Source organism: Rossellomorea yichunensis (assembly GCF_032337515.1).
GTDB lineage: Bacteria > Bacillota > Bacilli > Bacillales > Bacillaceae_B > Rossellomorea > Rossellomorea yichunensis.
Genome location: NZ_JAVYAD010000003.1, coordinates 568,375 through 589,154, shown reverse-complemented (window position 1 = coordinate 589,154; position 20,780 = coordinate 568,375). Strand labels below are relative to the sequence as shown.

The 20,780-nt window shown below is 41.8% G+C and carries 18 protein-coding genes; 2 read left to right on the top strand and 16 right to left on the bottom strand.

What is annotated here, in order from left to right:
* Positions 1-236: 236 nt before the first annotated feature.
* The 12 genes from mtaB to gpr form a co-directional block, all read right to left on the bottom strand.
* A complete protein-coding gene (mtaB, locus tag RSX31_RS10765) occupies positions 237-1,571 on the bottom strand; it encodes a tRNA (N(6)-L-threonylcarbamoyladenosine(37)-C(2))-methylthiotransferase MtaB (protein ID WP_148969731.1) in 1,335 nt (444 codons plus the stop codon).
* Between the two features lie 5 nt (positions 1,572-1,576).
* Positions 1,577-2,323 (bottom strand): 16S rRNA (uracil(1498)-N(3))-methyltransferase, encoded by a 747-nt coding sequence (locus RSX31_RS10760; RefSeq protein WP_315634495.1) that lies wholly within the window; start codon positions 2,321-2,323, stop codon positions 1,577-1,579.
* 31 nt (positions 2,324-2,354) lie between these two features.
* Entirely contained in the window at positions 2,355-3,296 is a 942-nt protein-coding gene (prmA, locus tag RSX31_RS10755; protein WP_148995760.1) for a 50S ribosomal protein L11 methyltransferase, read from the bottom strand.
* A 24-nt stretch (positions 3,297-3,320) separates the two neighbouring features.
* Entirely contained in the window at positions 3,321-4,448 is a 1,128-nt protein-coding gene (gene dnaJ, locus RSX31_RS10750) for a molecular chaperone DnaJ (protein ID WP_315634494.1), read from the bottom strand.
* Positions 4,449-4,641: 193 nt separating this feature from the next.
* A complete protein-coding gene (gene dnaK, locus RSX31_RS10745; protein WP_148969735.1) occupies positions 4,642-6,471 on the bottom strand; it encodes a molecular chaperone DnaK in 1,830 nt (609 codons plus the stop codon).
* A gap of 39 nt (positions 6,472-6,510) precedes the next feature.
* Positions 6,511-7,077, bottom strand: coding sequence for a nucleotide exchange factor GrpE (gene grpE, locus RSX31_RS10740; RefSeq protein ID WP_148969736.1), 567 nt, complete (start codon positions 7,075-7,077; stop codon positions 6,511-6,513).
* Positions 7,078-7,173: 96 nt separating this feature from the next.
* Positions 7,174-8,208: a heat-inducible transcriptional repressor HrcA gene (gene hrcA, locus RSX31_RS10735; RefSeq protein ID WP_148995876.1), complete on the bottom strand. Its 1,035-nt coding sequence runs from the start codon at positions 8,206-8,208 to the stop codon at positions 7,174-7,176.
* 426 nt (positions 8,209-8,634) lie between these two features.
* Positions 8,635-9,792 carry a radical SAM family heme chaperone HemW gene (hemW, locus tag RSX31_RS10730; protein ID WP_315634522.1) on the bottom strand — a complete coding sequence of 386 codons (1,158 nt, stop codon included), beginning with the start codon at positions 9,790-9,792 and terminating at the stop codon, positions 8,635-8,637.
* A 65-nt stretch (positions 9,793-9,857) separates the two neighbouring features.
* Positions 9,858-11,690 (bottom strand): translation elongation factor 4, encoded by a 1,833-nt coding sequence (gene lepA, locus RSX31_RS10725; protein ID WP_397541022.1) that lies wholly within the window; start codon positions 11,688-11,690, stop codon positions 9,858-9,860.
* 187 nt (positions 11,691-11,877) lie between these two features.
* Positions 11,878-12,213 (bottom strand): DUF3679 domain-containing protein, encoded by a 336-nt coding sequence (locus tag RSX31_RS10720; protein ID WP_148995761.1) that lies wholly within the window; start codon positions 12,211-12,213, stop codon positions 11,878-11,880.
* Positions 12,214-12,232: 19 nt separating this feature from the next.
* On the bottom strand, positions 12,233-13,441 hold the full coding sequence (spoIIP, locus tag RSX31_RS10715) for a stage II sporulation protein P (protein ID WP_315634493.1): 1,209 nt from the start codon (positions 13,439-13,441) through the stop codon (positions 12,233-12,235).
* A 570-nt stretch (positions 13,442-14,011) separates the two neighbouring features.
* Positions 14,012-15,121: a GPR endopeptidase gene (gene gpr, locus RSX31_RS10710; protein WP_148995763.1), complete on the bottom strand. Its 1,110-nt coding sequence runs from the start codon at positions 15,119-15,121 to the stop codon at positions 14,012-14,014.
* A 202-nt stretch (positions 15,122-15,323) separates the two neighbouring features.
* Here gpr and rpsT point away from each other — a divergent pair, with 202 nt between their 5' ends.
* Positions 15,324-15,575, top strand: coding sequence for a 30S ribosomal protein S20 (rpsT, locus tag RSX31_RS10705; protein WP_044339591.1), 252 nt, complete (start codon positions 15,324-15,326; stop codon positions 15,573-15,575).
* Positions 15,576-15,636: 61 nt separating this feature from the next.
* Here rpsT and holA read toward each other — a convergent pair whose 3' ends face one another.
* Positions 15,637-16,665 carry a DNA polymerase III subunit delta gene (gene holA, locus RSX31_RS10700; RefSeq protein ID WP_148995764.1) on the bottom strand — a complete coding sequence of 343 codons (1,029 nt, stop codon included), beginning with the start codon at positions 16,663-16,665 and terminating at the stop codon, positions 15,637-15,639.
* 295 nt (positions 16,666-16,960) lie between these two features.
* Between holA and RSX31_RS10695 the strand changes: the two genes are divergently transcribed.
* Positions 16,961-17,095: a YqzM family protein gene (locus RSX31_RS10695; protein WP_044339687.1), complete on the top strand. Its 135-nt coding sequence runs from the start codon at positions 16,961-16,963 to the stop codon at positions 17,093-17,095.
* A gap of 149 nt (positions 17,096-17,244) precedes the next feature.
* Here RSX31_RS10695 and RSX31_RS10690 read toward each other — a convergent pair whose 3' ends face one another.
* The 3 genes from RSX31_RS10690 to RSX31_RS10680 all read right to left on the bottom strand — a co-directional run bounded on the left by RSX31_RS10690 (position 17,245) and on the right by RSX31_RS10680 (position 20,754).
* Positions 17,245-19,512, bottom strand: a complete 2,268-nt coding sequence (locus RSX31_RS10690) for a DNA internalization-related competence protein ComEC/Rec2 (RefSeq protein WP_148995765.1) — start codon at positions 19,510-19,512, stop codon at positions 17,245-17,247.
* Entirely contained in the window at positions 19,505-20,068 is a 564-nt protein-coding gene (locus tag RSX31_RS10685; protein ID WP_148969742.1) for a ComE operon protein 2, read from the bottom strand. Before RSX31_RS10685 ends, RSX31_RS10690 begins: the two co-directional genes overlap by 8 nt.
* Before the next feature lie 80 nt (positions 20,069-20,148).
* Positions 20,149-20,754, bottom strand: coding sequence for a helix-hairpin-helix domain-containing protein (locus tag RSX31_RS10680; protein WP_148995766.1), 606 nt, complete (start codon positions 20,752-20,754; stop codon positions 20,149-20,151).
* Between the last annotated feature and the right edge of the window lie 26 nt (positions 20,755-20,780).

Here is a 20,780-nt window from a genome sequence, read left to right as displayed (position 1 = left end):
TTACAACCTTCTTCTTCACATATCAATAGATAAATTGTTTCTAAGAAAAAAAAGAAAGTGGTTACAAAGAATTATTGTGCAAAAACAAAAAGCTCTTTACACAGATTGTTGTATTCAATATAAGGTAACCCTGGGCTCTGTCAATCAGCGTGTGTAGGATGGTGAGGGGAACCGCTCCGCTTTCCGCGGAATAAAAAAAGCACCTAACCATTGTCAGGTGCCTTGATCTATTAAATTTAAATTGCGGCTTTTTCTTCTGTTTCTTCAAGGACACGTACGAATTGGCCTTCATTTAGAGGATAACCTGCTTTTGTGATCTTAACTTTCACAAGCTTTCCTACCATATCTTCCGTTGCAGGGAATACCACTTTCAAGTAATTATCCGTATATCCAACATAAAGATCATCTTGGTAAATTTCTTCAGGGATAACTTCTAATACTTCATTTTCAAACTGAGAAGAGTATTCTTTCGCTAATTGATTAGAAAGTTCAATTAAACGATGAACTCGTTCATTCTTGATATCTTCATCGATTTGGTCGTCCATCCGTGCTGCAGGAGTACCTGTTCGCTTTGAATAAGGGAACACGTGAAGCTCCGAGAATTTATGTTCATTGATGAAATTAAATGTTTCCATAAATTCTTCTTCCGTTTCACCAGGGAAACCGACAATGACATCAGATGTAACGGCAAGTCCCGGTAAAGCCTTTTTAAGCTTTTCCAAGCGCTCTGCAAAGAATTCCATCGTATATTTTCTGCGCATTCTCTTAAGAACCGTATTGGACCCTGATTGAAGTGGAATGTGTAAGTGTCTGACAACAATATTTGATTGATCAATCACTTCAATGACTTCATCCGTAAGTTGACTGGCTTCGATGGAAGAGATACGAATTCTCTTCAGACCCTTCACTTTTTGCTCCAGGTCTTTAAGAAGCATGGCAAGGTTGTAGTCTTTCATGTCCTCTCCGTATCCACCTGTGTGAATTCCTGTCAGGACAATCTCTTTATAGCCGGCATCCACTAGCTGCTGAGCTTGATGAATGACTTCTTCAGGATCACGGGATCTCATCAGTCCACGGGCCCATGGAATAATGCAGAATGTACAGAAGTTATTGCACCCTTCCTGGATTTTAAGAGAGGCACGTGTACGATCCGTAAATGCCGGAACATCCAGCTCTTCGTAGACACGATTCTTCATAATGTTTGTAACGCCATTGATTGGTTGGCGTTCTTGTTTATATTCTTCAATGTATGTTAGCATTTTTCTTCGATCCTGCGTCCCAACCACAACGTCAACGCCCGGTATCGCCATAATTTCAGCAGGGGATGTTTGAGCGTAGCATCCTGTTACACAAATCACTCCGTCAGGATTCTTACGGATGGCACGACGAATGACCTGTCTGCTTTTCTTATCTCCCGTATTCGTTACCGTGCACGTGTTAATGACATACACATCTGCAATCGAATCATATTCTACACGTTCATATCCTTCTTCTTTAAATAGTTGCCAGATGGCTTCTGTTTCGTAGTGGTTCACTTTACACCCTAGAGTGTGAAACGCTACTGATGGCATTACAATCACCTCATAAGTTCTAATTGATAGCTGATGGCTGAGAGGACATACAATGGAGCAGTCTCCGTCCGTAAGATTCTTGGGCCCAGTCCACATGGAATAAAGCCCTCGCTCTTACACATCTCTACTTCTTTTTCTGTCAATCCACCTTCAGGGCCGAATACGACAAGGACACTTTGTCCATTTTCGATCGTCGATAACACCTTTGATAGATTTCCTTTTTCTCCGGCTCGTGCTTCTTCTTCATATGCGATCAGTTTGTAATCAAACTGTGCCTGTATTAATTGTTTCAATGAAATGGGGGCAGATACGTCGGGAACAAGGAGTCTATGAGACTGCTCCGCTGCTTCCTTGACGATTTTCTCCCATCGTTCCACCTTTTTCTTTGCTTTTTTATCGTCCCACTTCACAATGGAGCGATCCGCATTAAAAGGGATAAATTGAGTGGCTCCAAGCTCTGTTCCCTTTTGGAAAATCAACTCCAATTTATCCCCTTTCGGCAGTCCGCTCGCAATGGTTACTTTAATTGGCAATTCTTTCGTCGTTGTTTCCCATTTTACTATTGATAGTTCTATTGAGTCACTGGAAATCGTTTCAATACGGACAATTGCTGATGCTTGATCCTTAAATACAGCATAGACTTCATCATCTTCCTTCATTCTCATGACACGAACGATATGATGATAGTCATCCCCTGTTATCGTAATCGGATCATTTTCTCGATATATGTCATTTATAAAATATCGTTGCATACAGTTTCAACTCCACCGTTTTCACTTAAATTCACATAGGCTTCTTGGCAATAATAGCGACCCAGTCTTCCATGACCATAATTTCTTCTATAATAAATCCGGCAGACTCCAATGCATCACGTACTTCTTGCTTCTTAGGCTGGATAATCCCAGAGGTGATAAAAAATCCGCCAGGTTTCACAAGTTCGAAGGCATCAAGTGTAAAGCGTAAAATGATCTCAGCCAAGATATTCGCTACAATCACATCCGCTTGCCCTGAAACATCATTCAATAAATTATTCGCGTCAACCGTTACAGTTTGCTGGACTTTGTTCAGCTTCACATTCAGTCTCGCTGAACGAACAGCCACTTCATCTAGGTCATACGCTCTTACATTGTCTGCAGCTAACTGTGCAGCAGCAATGGATAATACACCTGAACCTGTTCCTACATCTATGACCGTATCGTGTTTTTTAACGATTCGCTCTAGGGCCTGTATACACATGACTGTTGTAGGATGCGTCCCTGTCCCGAACGCCATGCCTGGGTCCAGTTCAATGATGAGTTCGTCACTATGAACCGGTGTGTAGTCTTCCCAAGTTGGTACGATCGTAAATTTATCGGAGATCTTCACAGGATGGTAGTATTTCTTCCACGCCGTTGCCCATTCTTCCTCGTTCACTTCTGAAATCTCCACTTTGTTTACACCAATGTCGATATCATAGGTTACCAGGTTCGAAATGCCCTGCTTGATCTCGTCAACGGTTTCACCAAGAAAGCTATTTACGGGCAAGTACGCTTTGACTAAGACACCTTCACTAGGATAATCATCAGGATTGAGTTGGTAGATCTCTCCAAACATATCTTCTCTTTCCTTAATTAATTCGGCCGGGTCTTCAATGACCACACCGCTTGCTCCAGATTCATGAAGAATGTTTGAAATAGGTTCAATCGCTTCATTCGTAGTAAGAATACTGATTTCTGACCATTTCATTGATCTACCAACTCCGTTCTTTAGTTATTCGCCTTTAAAGGCTTTTTTTACTTTATCAAAAAAGCTTTCATGCTGTTCGTCTGGAACCTGTCCGCTAATATCAGCAAATTCTCTTAATAGTTGCTTTTGCTTATCCGTTAACTTAGAAGGGGTAACCACCTTCACCTGAACATGCTGATCACCTGTACCGTATCCACGGACATTCGGTACTCCTTTACCTTTCAAACGGAATCTCGTGCTTGTTTGAGTTCCTGCAGGCACTTTCAGCTTTACTTTTCCGTGCAGGGTCGGCACTTCAATCTCATCACCTAATGCCGCTTGTGCAAACGTCACTGGCATTTCACAATAGATATCATCTCCGTTACGCTCAAAGAAATCATGTGAGCGAACGTGGAATACAACATACAAGTCACCGGCAGGTCCGCCATTTATACCCGGTTCACCTTGACCAGTCACACGCAGCTGCTGTCCATCATCGATACCAGCCGGGATTTTAATAGAAATTTTACGGCGCTTCTGTACTTTTCCCGCCCCGCCACAAGTTGAACATTTTTCCTTGATTTGTTTACCTGTACCGTTACAGTAGTGACAAACGCGTCTGTTCACAATGCGGCCGAACGGTGTATTCTGTTCTACATTCAATTGACCCGATCCATTACAGTGAGAACATGTATTGACCTTTGTTCCCGGCTTTGCACCTGAGCCATGGCAGGTGTCACATTCTTCTTCTCTCGGAATCTCGATTTCTGTGTCTTTCCCAAAGACCGCTTCTTCAAATGTCAGTGACATCGTGTACTGAAGATCGGCACCTTGCCTAGGTGCATTCGGATCTCTTCTGCGGCCTCCGCCGCCACCGAAGAATGTATTGAAGATGTCTTCGAAACCACCGAAACCTCCACCGCCAAAGTCAGCACCGCCGCCAAATCCCTGGTTAGGGTCAGTATGTCCGAAACGATCATATTGAGCACGCTTTTGATCATCACTCAATACTTCATAAGCTTCCGATATTTCTTTGAATTTTTCATCCGCATCCGCTTCTTTATTAATATCCGGATGATATTTTTTGGAGAGCTTGCGGTATGCTTTCTTCATTTCGTCTTTTGAGGCATCTTTTCCGACACCAAGAACCTCATAATAGTCCCGTTTACTCATTAAAACACCACTCCCGAATCCTTTGCATAAAGGTTATTTTAACATTGAGCTTTGACTATTATCAATAAAAACTCAACATTCCTTTTAATTGATTGTGTCAGTCAGATGAATGAATCACCTTCTGTTTCTTTCAATCATAGAAAAAGTCAAAGCCAAGAACCGCCCTGACTTTGACTTTTTCGTTCATACTAAATTATTTCTTATCATCATTTACTTCTTCGTATTCAGCATCGACTACATCGTCGTCTTTCGAAGCTTCGCCTTCTGCTCCTTGAGCTGCTTGAGCTTCCGCTTGAGCCTGCTCATAAAGCTTCATTGTTAAGCTTTGAACGATTTCCTGTAATGCATCTTTCTTTTCACGGATAAGATCTAAATCATCTTTCTCGATTGCTTCTTTTAATTCAGCTTTCGCATCTTCCGCTTTTTTCACTTCGTCTTCTTCAACTTTGCCTTCAAGGTCTTTTAACGTTTTTTCCGTTTGGAAAACAAGTTGGTCGGCTTCGTTGCGAAGTTCGACTTCCTCTTTACGTTGTTTATCCGCTTCGGCATTTTCTTCTGCTTCCTTCACCATACGTTCTACTTCATCATCTGAAAGACCAGTAGAAGACTTAATTGTGATGTTTTGCTCTTTACCTGTTCCAAGGTCCTTCGCACTTACATTCACGATACCGTTCTTATCAATATCGAATTTCACTTCGATTTGTGGTACTCCGCGTGGCGCTGGCGGAATGTCAGATAATTGGAAGCGTCCAAGCGTTTTGTTATCAGCAGCCATTGGGCGCTCACCTTGTAATACATGGATATCTACAGCAGTCTGGTTATCAGCGGCAGTTGAGAATGTTTGAGATTTAGATGTCGGAATCGTCGTGTTACGCTCGATCAGCTTTGTTGATACCCCACCCATTGTTTCGATACCAAGTGAAAGTGGTGTAACGTCAAGTAAGACAACATCTTTAACGTCCCCAGTAAGAACTCCACCTTGAATCGCAGCACCCATCGCTACAACTTCGTCAGGGTTAACACCTTTAGATGGCTCTTTACCAGTTTCTTTTCTGATCGCTTCTTGTACAGCCGGGATACGAGTTGATCCACCAACAAGAATGATTTTATCGATTTCACTTGCAGAAAGACCAGCATCTTTCATTGCTTGACGAGTTGGTCCCATTGTACGTTCTACAAGACCTGAAGAGATTTCATCGAATTTCGCTCTTGAAAGAGTCACTTCCAAGTGAAGTGGACCTGCTTCTCCAGCCGTGATGAATGGAAGTGAGATCTGAGTTGAAGTCACTCCTGAAAGATCTTTTTTCGCTTTCTCAGCAGCGTCTTTAAGACGTTGAAGAGCCATTTTATCTTTAGAGAGGTCGATGCCGTTCTCTTTTTTGAATTCAGCTACAAGATAATCGATGATCACTTGGTCAAAGTCGTCTCCACCTAGACGGTTGTCGCCGGCAGTAGAACGTACTTCGAATACACCGTCACCAAGTTCAAGGATGGATACGTCAAATGTACCGCCACCAAGGTCATAAACAAGGATCGTTTGATCTTGATCCATCTTGTCTAAGCCGTATGCTAGTGCAGCAGCCGTTGGTTCGTTGATGATACGCTCAACTTCAAGACCTGCGATTTTACCGGCATCCTTCGTTGCTTGACGTTCTGCATCATTGAAGTAAGCAGGTACCGTGATGACTGCTTTTTCAACTTTTTCACCAAGATAGTCTTCTGCATATGATTTTAAGTGTTGAAGAATCATAGCTGAAATCTCTTGTGGAGTGTATTCTTTTCCTTCTGCTTCTACTTTGTGATCTGTTCCCATATGACGTTTCACTGAGATGATCGTGTTCGGGTTTGTGATCGCTTGACGCTTCGCTACTTCCCCAACCTGCTTTTCTCCATTTTTGAACGCAACAACTGATGGTGTTGTGCGGTTTCCTTCTGCATTTGCAATAACCTTTGGCTCTCCGCCTTCAAGTACTGATACACATGAGTTTGTTGTACCTAAGTCAATACCGATAATTTTACTCATAGTAAGAAACCTCCCTATTTTGTATATGTAATGTCTTTATTATTGATTGACCTTCACCATGGAAGGACGAATTACTCTGTCTTTCAGTTTGTATCCCTTTTGAAATTCTTCAACAACTACATTGCTATCGAAATTTTCATCTTCTGTTTGCATAACTGCTTGATGCAAATGTGGATCGAACTCTTGACCTACCGCTTCAATTGGCTCTACTCCCTCTTTCTTAAGGGCTTCAACAATACTTCTATGAACCATTTCCATTCCTTGAAGAAGTGTTTTTGTTTGATCATTATCAGCATCTATATTTAAAGCACGCTCGAAATTATCAAGTGCCGGCAATAGTTCAGTGATCAGTCCTTGAGCACGATATTTCTCCTTCGCTTCGTTTTCTACATTGACGCGGCGGCGGAAGTTATCGAAATCAGCTCTTAAACGGAGATAACGATTCTCAGACTCATTCAGCTTATCTTCCAATTGTGAAAGCTCATCTGATTCTTGTTGTCCTTCTGCTACTTCCTCTGCTTGAGGTTCTTCAGCGAATACTTCTTCTACCGCATCGCTGTTTTCTTCTTTCGCATCATGCTGTTCTTGTTTTGTTTCTTCAGACATAACATTCACCTCCTTAAAAATCTGCGACCATTACAAGGCGCCAGAAGGCCATTAAACCTGCTTCCTGGCCCTATTTTCCTTTATACAATATGTCCACTAATCTTCACTTTGATACAGTTTCGTCAGAACCTTGGACATATCATTTGAAAAGAAATTAAGTAAACTCACGACACGGGAATACTCCATTCGGGTAGGTCCGATAATCGCGATGGATCCTAATTGTTCTTTACCAATAGAATAAGTAGCGGTTATGAGACTGCAATTCTCCATAGCAAGATGATCATTTTCTTTCCCGATTTTAATGGTCAATCCAGTAGCGGATGGACGAATCAAGTTGTAGACGCTCTCCTCTTGTTCAATCATCTCAAGGAGCATGCGAACTTTATGGACGTCATTAAACTCAGGTTGGTTGAGTATATTGGTTTTCCCACCAAAGAACAGCTTATCCGTGACCGTTGGATTAAAGGAATCCGTAATCGAGTGAAGGATAAAATCATAGTTCTGAATATGCTCTCTTAGTAAAAGAGCGACTTCCTTGAAAATTTTATCGTTTAACTCACTGATAGGAACACCCGATAAACGGTCATTCAAGATGTGCACAAGCTTCTCAAGCTCCGCAGCATCCATTGTAGGAGGGATATGGAACAGTTTATTTTCAACATGTCCGTTATCCGTCACGATGATGGCAATCGCTGTATCTTTGTTCAGAGGAATAAGTTGAATCTTTTTCAGCTTATTTTCCTTCAAATCGGGACCTAATACGATGGTCGTGTAATTCGTCAGCTCGGAAAGAATCTTTGCCGACTTCTGGACCACTTTCTCCAATTCATATATTCGCTCAGTGAAGATGGAACGAATTGCATGCACGTCATTCTTCTTTAATTTCTGTGGAGAAAGCAAGTGATCCACATAATAACGATAACCCTTTTCAGAAGGAATACGTCCTGAAGAAGTATGCGTTTTTTCGATAAAACCCAAATCCTCCAAATCAGCCATTTCATTTCGAATCGTAGCCGAGCTGAAGGAAATTTCATCCTTCTTGGATAAGCTCCTCGAACCGACAGGCTGAGCTGACAGGATAAAATCATCAATAATCACTTGAAGAATTAGAAGTTGTCGATCTGTTAACAACATTCATCACCCCTGTTAGCACTCTATCAAGATGAGTGCTAAATCTAATTAATAAATTATCAAATCAGAAAAGGGATGTCAATATATTAGATTGGCTCTTTTCGTAAAGTCAGTTGTTTTTGAATAAGCGAGTAGTGGTTGGTTTCCGCTCCAGGTACTCGCTTTCCGCGGGGCGTGAGTTGAGCCTCCTCGGGCATTGCCCTGTGGGGTCTCAACTGTCTAGCTCCGGCGGCTAGCCCCTCGAGGTCATAAGCTAAATGGCCCAAGAAGGCAAAAAACGCCTTCCCGGTCCATTCATCTTATGCTTGTCGGAGCTGGTCGAGCCGCCTCCGCTTTTAGTACTTTCCCGCTATTCCCGCAGGAGTCGAGCACCTTCCGCTCCACTCAACTTTCTAAGCATGAGTTACTCCCTGTAGAATACATCCATTAAATTACACCAAGGAAAGATTGAAATACTTCGTTTCCCAGAAAACGGCCCTGCTTCGTAAGTGCCACACGCTCTTCATCTACTAAAAGCAGTTCTCGTTTCTCCATTTCCGTAATGGAGGTACCAAAGACGGACTCCACGCTGCAATCAAATTTCTGTTGGAATATGGATTTACTCACGCCATTTACCTTACGTAATCCGAGGAACATTTCCTCTTCCATCATTTCGGCTTTGGTGACTTCATGCTGCTGGATGGTAGGCAGGGAACCTTCTGCAATCGGGTCCATATATTTTTTCAGGGGACCGTAATTGGAATAACGTACTCCGTTTATATATCCGTGGGCACCTGCTCCTAAACCATAATATTCATTATTGTCCCAATAAACGAGATTATGTTTGCTTTCGTATCCCCGTTTAGCAAAATTACTGATTTCATATTGATTGATCCCATATTTCTCCATCGTTTCGATCAGAATCTCGTACATAGCCGCTTCCTGATCTTGAGAAGGCAATGACAGCTTCCCTTTCCTCATCAGGTTGTAGAAGACCGTTTTCGGCTCTACTATGAGTGAATAAGCCGAGTAATGAGGAAGATCAAGATCAAGTGCTTTCTTCAATGTATCTTGAAAATCTTCCTCAGTTTGCTTAGGCAGGCTATAAATCAGATCAATGCTGATATTGGAGAATCCTACTTTCTGAGCCGTTTCCACAGACGTATACACATCTTTGCTTCTATGTGTCCGACCAATTCCTTTTAGGAGCTCATCATTGAATGACTGAACACCAAAACTCAATCGATTCACACCGTGGTCCTTTAACACTTGAAGTTTGTCTTCTGTCAAATCGCCAGGGTTTGCTTCAAATGTGAATTCCCCCTGATCAAAGGGAAGGTGATTGTTGATCGATTCACATAATACATCGAGCTGGCCCGCATTCAATGACGTCGGAGTGCCGCCACCGACAAAAATCGTATCAAGCTTGTCAGGTGACATGACTCTTCGCTTCATTTCATCACCCAGGCTGATTAAATATTCATTTACAGGCTGCCCTTCTAAAAAGACTTTATTGAAATCACAATAGTGACAGATATGTTCACAGAACGGTATATGAATATAAGCTGATTTTACCAAGAATATCCCTCCTTTTGGGGCAGTCATAGAGAAAAGGGGGTAAGCAGTGCTTGTTTTGTACAAGCCACTTTCCCCCTTTATCATCAAGACAATTATTTTTTATCCGTGTCATCCATCTTCAAGACGGCCATGAAGGCTTCTTGTGGAACTTCTACATTACCTACGGACTTCATACGTTTTTTACCTTCTTTTTGTTTATCAAGAAGTTTACGTTTACGTGAAATATCTCCACCGTAACATTTTGCCAGAACGTTCTTCCGAATGGCTTTAATGGTCGATCTTGCGACAATCTTCTGTCCGATCGCTGCCTGGACGGGTACTTCGAATTGTTGTCTCGGAATTAATTCCTTCAATTTCTCAACAATCAACTTCCCGCGTTCATAAGCGAAGTCACGATGAACGATAAAGCTAAGGGCATCGACATTTTCAGCGTTCAACAGGATATCCATCTTCACAAGCTTGGATTCCTTATATCCGATCAGCTCATAATCAAATGAAGCGTACCCTTTCGTATTCGATTTCAATTGATCGAAGAAGTCATACACGATTTCAGCAAGCGGGATTTCATAGACGATGTTCACTCGTGTATCATCCATATACTGCATGTCGATAAAGTTCCCGCGTTTTCCTTGGCAAAGCTCCATTACGGCACCAACGTAGTCGTTAGGAACCATGATTGTTGCTTTAACATAAGGCTCTTCAACATGATCCACTTTTTGCGGATCAGGCATCATGGACGGGTTATCCACTTTCACTTCTTGACCATCCGTCAATTTGACATGATAGATAACACTTGGTGCAGTCGTAATAAGGTCGATTTTGAATTCGCGCTCAATACGTTCCTGAATGATCTCCATATGAAGGAGTCCGAGGAATCCACAACGGAACCCGAACCCTAACGCTTGAGATGTTTCAGGCTCATATTGAAGTGCCGAGTCATTCAATTCAAGTTTCTCAAGTGCTTCCCTAAGATCGTTGTAGCGATTTGAATCGATTGGATATAAACCGCAATATACCATCGGGTTTAAGCGGCGGTAACCTGGTAATGCTTTTTCAGCAGGATTTTTGGCAAGAGTGATGGTATCTCCCACCCGGGTGTCCCCAACATTCTTGATCGCTGCTGTTAAGTACCCAACATCCCCGACCGTTAATTCTTTTTGTCCCGTCGGTTTCGGAGTGAAGACACCGATTTCCGTTACTTCAAACTCTTTCCCCGTCGCCATCATACGGACTTTATCTCCGACTTTGACACTTCCTTCCATCACACGGATGTAGGCAACGACTCCTCTATATGCGTCATATAAAGAGTCAAAGATAAGGGCTTTTAGTGGGGCATCTGGATCTCCCTGCGGAGCGGGTACTTTTTCAACCACCTGCTCGAGGATCTCTTCAATCCCGATCCCTGCTTTGGCTGATGCCAGGACTGCTTCCGATGCATCCAGACCGATGACATCTTCCACTTCCTGTCGAACCCTTTCAGGATCTGCTGCAGGAAGGTCGATTTTGTTGATGACCGGCAGGATTTCCAGGTCATTATCCAAGGCAAGATACACGTTTGCCAATGTTTGCGCTTCAATACCTTGAGCTGCATCCACCACAAGGACGGCTCCTTCACAAGCAGCTAAACTACGAGATACTTCGTATGTAAAGTCTACGTGCCCTGGTGTATCAATCAGATGAAAGATGTATTCTTCCCCATCCTTTGCTTGATACTTTAATTGCACAGAATTTAATTTGATTGTGATTCCACGTTCTCTCTCAAGATCCATTGAATCCAGTAATTGCTCTTTCATTTCACGCGCCGTCAGTGCTTTCGTTTTCTCTAAAATACGATCGGCAAGGGTAGATTTCCCATGATCTATATGAGCAATGATTGAAAAGTTTCTAATTCTCGATTGTCTTTCTAATTTCTCTTCACGGTTCATTATACGTTCAACTCCTGTTATTTCCACACATGTACACTATTTTGAATTATAGCAGTAGACTATATATTATTCAATGTAAACTAAAGGGCTATACGGGAATTGTCGATTTTAGAAAGGAATCAATCGAGTTCTTAGAGATAAATCTCCAAAAAATAGAGAAGGCTGGAACATTTCCAAAAGCCCTCTCTTAAATTAACGAAGCAATAAAGTTCACTATTTCATTGGTGATACTTTCAATTATATTCGCCAGCGCCTTTCCGATTGAGGAAAACGCATTAAAGGCTTTCATATCCTCTAATTTCTCTTTCTTTTCGCTTAACGTTTTCGATTCTACTTCATTCCCAAGGAACGACGCTTCCACGTTTCCTTCTCCGTCCTGACTCACTCCCACCGGCGATGTGAATTTTTGTTGTTCATGTCCCTTCATTTCCACGATGCCTTCATTCGCATACTGCATTCCGATCAGTACCCCGATAAATAATGCAGATATAAGTAATGCACATTTAAAAAAGAATTTTGTCATTGGTTCCTTCATCCTTTTACTACTGACTTGAAGCAGGAGTGACAGGTGTATGATTCACCTTTTCAGCCTGCCAATAATATTCAGCGAATACTTCAGCGAAAGCCTGTGCAGATCGTTCCAATTCCTCGAATGTATTATCGACTCCACCAAACTCCAGTAACATGGCATTGCTTGAAAGATCCTGGTTGAACTTCCCGTTGGTCCCGCTTCCCTTCTTCGCAATCACTCCACGTGAAATCCCTTTATAGTTCGCTTCCAATAATTTATGAAGCTCTGTTGCCACCTTTAAATTCTGCTCGTAATTCGGATGCTCTTCCCCAACGACAAATGCAAGCTTAGCATAAGATTTTCCTTTGATCGTTCCCGTCGTGACAGCCCTTCTTTGAGAATCACGATGGATATCAACGAGATACAGCAAGTCTTTATTACTTGTCATGGCAGCCTGCACTAAAGGTCTCGACTCCTGGTAAGCAGCCCAATAATCCAATCCTTTTTTGTTTAAGGTCTGAATCACGTCGGTTTTATCTATGCTCGTTCCGATACCCTGGTCCTCTAAGTTCCTCTTCACCATGTCCCCCACCTTGGTGACATTGACTTCTGAGTGCATGGCTGAATCGGGATTGGTCACACCATCCAAATAAGGGAGATAGGATTCTCGGGTATGAGTGAAATAAAGATGAACGGTTTTTTTATTCCCTGTGGATAATGGAGGTGCCACATCCCCACTCTTTTGATCCGGGTCTTTAAGATTCTCAACATTCTTGAGTGGTGCCTCATTCCCTGCTTCGAGTGCTTCAGGAGGTGGGACCGACTCAATCGGCATATTCGTAAAATCCGTTCCTTCCCCTGCCACAAGGATATCCCCGTCAAAAATCGAGAATCCCGGAAGCTCTCTCCCCAGGAAACTTCGGGGATCTTCTAAGCTCACATTGGTAGCCACCTGAAAAAGGAGGGATGACACATTCGGTATAGCCTGCTCTTCTTCAGTTAAAATCTGATTAAAAGACCGGTTTTCTAATGCCAAGATCTTATATAATGCATCACCCTTCACATTGGAAGCCGCTTGATTCAATGAATTCGATGTAATTCTATACTCAGGGTTCAAGGAAGTGAGGATGCCCGTTATCGAAAAAATCGAGAGCAATCCTACAACGAAAATCAACATCCCTTTCAGTATCGTTGACATATTAATCGCTACTACATAATTAGGCGCATTATACGACCTCATTCTCCCACCCTTTCCTTTAATCTACTCTAGTACAACGTATGTCATTACTAGAGATAGTAGAACTATATTTAGTAGTCATTATGAGGTTATTGGTGGAAAGTTAAACGGGGGAATCTATTATTTTTAGTGGATCAGAAGTAGATGGGGGTTGGGAATTGAAAGCTGGAGTGAAATTAGATGGGTAGGAAATTTCTTTTTAAAGTGATAATCACGATTTTTGAGGCGGGGGAATAACCCCTTTTACGTAAAAATCTAATATTTTCGGTTTCAGAGGTAAAATAAGCTCCAATTTTTACAGAAAAATGCTTTCCTCTTTTTGGATATCAGCGAATTTTTCATTTTATCAGCGAAATACTGATTTTATCAGCGAAATCGTCACTTTTATCAGCGAAATTTCAAATATATCAGCGAAACGATCATTTCTTCTAAACTTTAGAGCACACTGATTCCCGAACCGGGAGATTCGAGAGCTGACAAATTCCCTCAAGACCCGAGCACTCTATTCCCAATTCATCAAAGAACGCCTCAAGGGTCAATACCTACCCCTAAGGCGCTGCTTTCATCTGCAATCTATCTCGTCTGATATCCCGTATTCTCCTGGTCAACCGCATCATGCAGTGCAGCATTCAAGCCGCTTGCGATAAGGTTGGCCATATCTTCCATGAACACGTCGACTTCTTTAGGTGTGACCATCAGATTATGCCCGATGGGAGCCAATACTTCATGAATCAATTTTCGTTTTTCATGATCCTCGAGTGTACCTACAATCCCCATGTAGGCTTGACGGTGTTGTTCTTCCGGAAGATCTTCTTCTGTTAATTTCCTTCTCTCACCGAAGCTCAACCCTGCCGGGGCAAGGGATCTGGATGGACGGTCCCCTTCTCTCATTTCCTTTCCAAAATGCTTTAAAAGAAAATCGACTGTATCGCTTACGATTGTGACAGCATCAAGTACGGTCGGAACACCGATGGCAATAACCGGAACCCCTAACGTTTCCTGATCCAATCCTTTTCGCTTGTTCCCTACTCCTGACCCAGGATGGATGCCTGTATCCGAGATCTGGATGGTTGAATTGACACGCTCAATGGAACGGGATGCCAGGGCATCGATGGCGATGATGAAGTCTGGTTTGGATTTCTCCACTACTCCGAAAATGATATCGCTCGTTTCAATACCCGTGAGCCCCATCACACCAGGTACGAGGGCACTGACCGGCCGATAGCCCTCCTCCACAGATTCCGGCTGCAGTTCAAATAGATGTCTCGTCACAATGATGTCTTCACAGACGCGGGGTCCTAATGAATCGGGGGTTACATTCCAGTTACCGAGACCAACGATTAAGCAGCTTGCATTTTTACTGATTTTTTTATTAATCAAAAATTGATTAAATTCGTTCGCAAAAACTTTTTCAACTCTTTGTTGCAGTTCTGCATCTTCCTGGCGAATTCCATGAGCCTCGATGGTTAAGTAATTACCAGGTTTTTTACCGATTTTCTCTTCTCCTTCTGGTGTAACGGTGACAAGGGAAACTTTTATCCCATCCTCTTCTTTCTCTTTAATCATGACTCCTTGAATGGATGACGTATCTTCCGCTTTATCAGTGACGACCATTTCTCTTGCTTCAACGGCAAGATCGGTACGAATGGAATATTTACTGTAATCGATTTCTTCTTTTTTCATTTCGACTCTACCTCCAGGCTTGGGATGATATCTACTATTTTTTTATGTTTACCTTTTTCGTATGGGTTCATTCACTCGTTTAATTTCACTACATAGTATTGCAATATCACTGTTCGTTTGATAAAATATCATTTGTTCTTATTGTTTAGGAATTTAAATCGAGTCACATAGAATCTCGATCCTTTTATAGGAGGTGACAGGAATGCCAAATATCAAATCAGCTATCAAGCGTGTAAAAACTAGCAACGAGCGTAACGCTCAAAACGCTGCCGTGAAATCTACAATGCGTACTGCTATCAAGAAAGCAGAAGCTGCAGCTGCAAACAGCGCAGATAACGCTAAAGAATTAGCAACAGAAGCGGTTCGTCAATTAGACAAAGCAGCTCAAAAAGGTCTTATCCACAAAAACGCTGCGGATCGTCAAAAGTCTCGCCTTATGAAAAAAGCGAACTAATTGAAAAAAAAACCACCTCGCCCATGGCCAGGTGGTTTTTCTTTTGCTTATTATTCACTGATCACATAAAGCTCTGATCATGAAGTTTAAAAAGAAACATTTCAATCATTAATTCCTTTTTGATTCTCCCTGTTTTGATTTCATAATCTCCTTGAGATAGCAATTCGATGATATGGGCGAGTTGTTTATCGTTGAAGTGCTTTGCCTGTCCTGCTGCAAGTTTCACTCTGAAAGGGTGTACTTTTAGGTAGGAAGCAATTTTTTGCTGCCCGTAACCTCTTCGTGATAGTTCCTTCGTTCCATATATCAATCTGAACTGCCCTGCCAGGATCGATAGAATCTTCAACGGTTCTTCGTTTTGTTTGAGAAGGTCATAATAAATTCTCAATGCCTCATCGATTCTTCTGTGAACGACCTTGTCCACTAATGTGAAAATATTTTGTTCCAGGGACCGGGCTGTTAATCGTTCCACCACTTCTACGTCGATTCTGTTTGTATCGCTTGCATATAAAGAAAGTTTGTCCAGCTCCTGTGTGAGCATCATTAAATTTGTTCCAGCGAGGGTCAGTAATAGTTCAATCGCATCTTCATCTATCTGAACACTATTAGAGGCAGCACGTTCTCTTACCCAGGACTTTAATTCATGCTCATTCAGCTTTTTGGCCTCTACCACTTCTGCCAGTTTCTTCAAGGACTTTGTGATTTTCTTACGCTCGTCCAGTTTTTCGTAATTGGCTGTAATGACCAAAATCGTATAGGGAGCAGGAGATTGTATGTATTGTTCCAGTCTTTTAATATTGTGCTCTACCTTCTCTTTTGTTTTTTCTGCTGTCAAAAAAACAGGGTTTTGTAGGATGACGACCCTTCTCTCCCCCATAAATGGAAAGGTTTCTGCATCTTCTATCGCCACTTCCACAGGGGTTTCCTCCAGATCATAACTGGAAAAATTAAAATCCATTTCTTCTTCTGAAAGGGCACTTGAAACAATTCTTTGTTTCGTTTCATTAATAATAAATGACTCATTTCCGTAAACTAAATACATAGCTCCAAATTGAGATTTCTCTATTTTTTTCCATATATCAATAACCAAGTCAGCACTCTCCATTAAGTCTTTTCTCTACTCTATGGTAAAAAAGCTTTTTGGTTTTGGCAAGTGGTAAAGGGGACATCCGTCATATGGGACACCCCCTATATCTATATTAACGTTAACGGAGAAGACCTAGGAACCATCTCCGTCAAGCGGTATTTCCTTTGTATTGATTAGTGTCACCTGAGCTCGGGAAACTTATAGGTGACAACTCTTGTCAGTAAAGGAAAAAGTAAAGGGAAGTATAGATTTTTCATTAGCGATGTTCTATACTAGAATAGAAATAGGAGGGGTAGTTGTGAACCAATTTGAAAAGAATGTACAATCAAAAAGAAATGATGCAGTAGATTCAGGCGTTGGATTTATTGTTTCTTTTGGATTCTTTGCGACAATGTTCGTTATTGCAACTGTTATTAAGTTAATCGGCTCTTAATGAATATAGGAGGCAGACCTTACAGAATCCGGTTTCTTCAACTTCCATATATGGTACTGGTGTATCATACAGATGGCTTGAAGGTGCCTGACTCCTTGTGATAGGTCTGCCCCTTTTTCATTAGCGCTTAATTTGTTTTGTCATACATCCTATGGCAGGTGGGCTGAAAACGTTCCTTTTTTATCCCAAAAACGATAGGTGATCGCCCCATTTTCTCCCGTGCTATATATAGTTATTCCTCTTATCTCCAATCGTTCCACTACCTCAGGATGAGGATGCCCAAAGCGATTGGTTTCACCCGCAGAGATCACCGCCACAGACGGATTCGTCTCAACGAGGAACTCTTCGGTTGTACTCGTATTACTCCCATGGTGACCTACTTTCAACACATCAATAGGCAGATCGAAGTTTCTGATGAACTCTTTTTCCCCTTGCTCTTCTAAATCTCCAGTAAATAACCATTTCAATGAACCGATTTCTCCATATAATACAATGGAATCATTATTTCCTTCATACTCTTCATCCTGCGGGGAAACAATATGCAATCCATCATTATCACCTGCCCATCTGTATGGATAATGTGCTTCTTTAACAGGAACTTTCTTTTTTCTGGCGATTTTCATGATTTTCCTCATTTCGCCTTTCTCTTCACTGTTAGGGCTGATCAAGACTTCCTTCACTTTCATTTCCTCAAGAACCGCCTCTGATCCGCCAATATGATCGAGATCCCCGTGTGTTAAGATCAGGGCGTCAATGGACGTGACCCCTTTACTTTTCAAAAAAGGAACGACGATGTCTTCCCCTACAGAAAAACGATTCTTCCTCTCTTCCCATTCTTCTTTCGGAAACTGCACTTCCCCACCTGTATCGATAAGATAGGTCCCCCGATTGTACGGCAGCATGATCAGTGTAGCATCACCCTGCCCAACATCCAGGAATACAACCTCTCCATAAGGATTATAAGTGTTGATTAGCATGTGAATGGATGCCCAGAAAATCAAGAGCAGCATGGAAAGTATGTACTTTTTCTTTTCAAACCAAACAAACACAACATAAATAGCGATGAGGTAACCAATCAAGAATAGAAATGGAGGCTTTCCCATCACAATTGTACTGAATGGAAAAGAAGCGATAATGGTAGATACCCACTGTATTCCATCCATAAGATATTTATGGAGCAGGATCAACCATTCAACTGACAGAATATAGACGAGGATGGTCAAGGGAAGAACAATGACTGAGAATAGGGGTACATAAAGAAGATTCGTAAAAAAGCCTATCAAAGAAAATTCATAAAAATGATAGATGATGATGGGTAACGAAGACAGTTGGGCAACAAGTGTTACTTTCACCAATTGTGAAATGGATGAGGAAGTATTTAGAATAATGCTTGAAGATACTACAAGAGAAAAACTCACCATAAATGACAGCTGAAATCCAACATTGAATACATAATATGGGTCATATAAAACTAACATCACAAATACAATGGACAAACTCTCGATTGTACTTAACTTATTTGCCACTTTCCTACTGAGCAGAATCACGATCAGCATGGAAGATGCCCTCGTAACGGAAGGAGATGCGCCCGTCAGTACGATATAACATAGAAGAAAAACAATACATATCCATGTCACCGATTCTTTTGTGACACCGATCCTCAATAGGCAGTAGTAAAGAATCGCAAAGATCAGCCCAACGTGCAGGCCTGAAATTGCCAATAAATGAACGACACCCAGCTCTCTGAACGCCTTCATTGTGTCTTCTGCGATCATCCCTGTTTCTCCAAACAGTAACGCTTGGGTCACTCCTACTGTTGAAGATGGGAAATCCCTCTCTATTTTTTTCAATCCATCAAACCTTAGATGTAAGAGGGCGTGTTTCCATTTGCTTTCATCCACGCATCCCCCGAATGCTTGTACGTCAAGTATCCAATAAACTCCTCGATGAGCCAAATAATTTTTATAATGAAACAAGTTTGGATTTTTATTCGGTTTGGGTTCTGTAAGCTCCCCCTTCACTTCACACAGAAAACCAGGTTTCATATGTTGGAATTTTCGTTTTTCTTTCTCTGAAGAGAAATAATAGCGCATGAGGACCTTCTCATTCTTTATTTGAGCGAGGGAAACAAAGGAATCCCCATCGATGGATGGAATGTCATTGATCACAATTTGTAAGTCGACCGGTTCAGGTTCTGATGACAGGACGGTTTTCTGTCTCTTTTCCTGAATAGTGCTGTTGAGAAAGGAAATAAAGAGAAATAGGAGGCACAGAAATAGGATGGTGGTGGTCTTTTTTCTGAGGAAAAGGGATAGAAGGAGCAGAGCAAGAACGACTGCACCCCAATGAAATTGAAGTGCAAGTAGCGTCCCCGAAAGTACTGAAAATGCCAGGTAAAGGAAAATCCCCCTATTCATTGAATAGTTTTATGTATTCTTGTTCATAGTAAGCAAGCTTCTCGGCTTCAGCACCTTGATTTCTCAAGTCATCGATTAATTGAAGCATCATGGAGGCTTTTTCATTGTGTTTTACGTCGATGCTGCTCTCTTGAAAGGGTACTTTCTCTACATGGACGTTTGCCTTTTGGAATAGTTCGATGGCATAAGGATGATTTTTATAATCTTTTGCATAATAAACCGTTTTGATTCCTGCCTGGATAAGAGCCTTACAGCATTGAAGACAGGGGAAGTGAGTAACATAAATATCCGCATTTTCCGTTCCGACCCCGAACTTAGAACATTGCAGCAGGGCATTCATTTCGGCATGAATGGTCCTCACACAGTGATTGTCAATCACATAGCACCCCTCATCTATACAATGATCCCCTCCTGCAATGGAGCCGTTATAGCCTCCTGCAATGATTCGTTTTTCACGAACGATAGTTGCCCCAACCGCCAGTCTTGTACACGTACTGCGCAGGGCAAGGAGCTGACTTTGGGCCATAAAATATTGATGCCAAGCGATTCTTTCCATCACCATTCCCCCTTCTATATTTTTAGGTGAATTTTCATTTGCTTGTTTAAGTGTATAAAGACTTCCTATGTTTCGTCAATTCATTGGACATAAATATATTCTTTTAATTTCTCAAACGTTTTTTCTCCGACTCCAGAGATGTTTTGAATCTCTTCTATAGTCTCAAACGGACCATGTTCTTCGCGATATTGGATAAAGGTTGAAGCTTTCGCAGGGCCGATTCCTGGCAGTGTTTCGAATTCCTGTTGAGTGGCTGTATTAATGTTGATACGATCCTTTCCCGGATCGTTCCCAGGCATTGGAGAAGCCAACAGGGGCGGTTCTATTTCCCCGATTTTAGGGACATAAATCATCATTTCGTCTGATACCTTTACCGCTAAATTGATCACTTTTTTATCTGCTTCTGCGGTGAAACCACCGGCTCGATCGATCACAAACTTCAACCTGTCACCCTGCCTGACCTCATATAATCCAGGTTTCACAACCTCTCCCTTTACGTCTACAAATACTTTTTCGACAATTTTCAATTCTTCAGGCTCCGTTTCTTTTTTTACGGGAGCGGCAGTAAAAGAAGCCTCTTTCACAGGAGGGGCGGTTGCATTCTTTAATATATATGCAATCAGGACAATGGCACAAATCGCAAGAATCACAAGAACCGTTCTATATTTTTCAATTAAGGATTGCACGGGAAATCACCTCTGGTGGAATATTC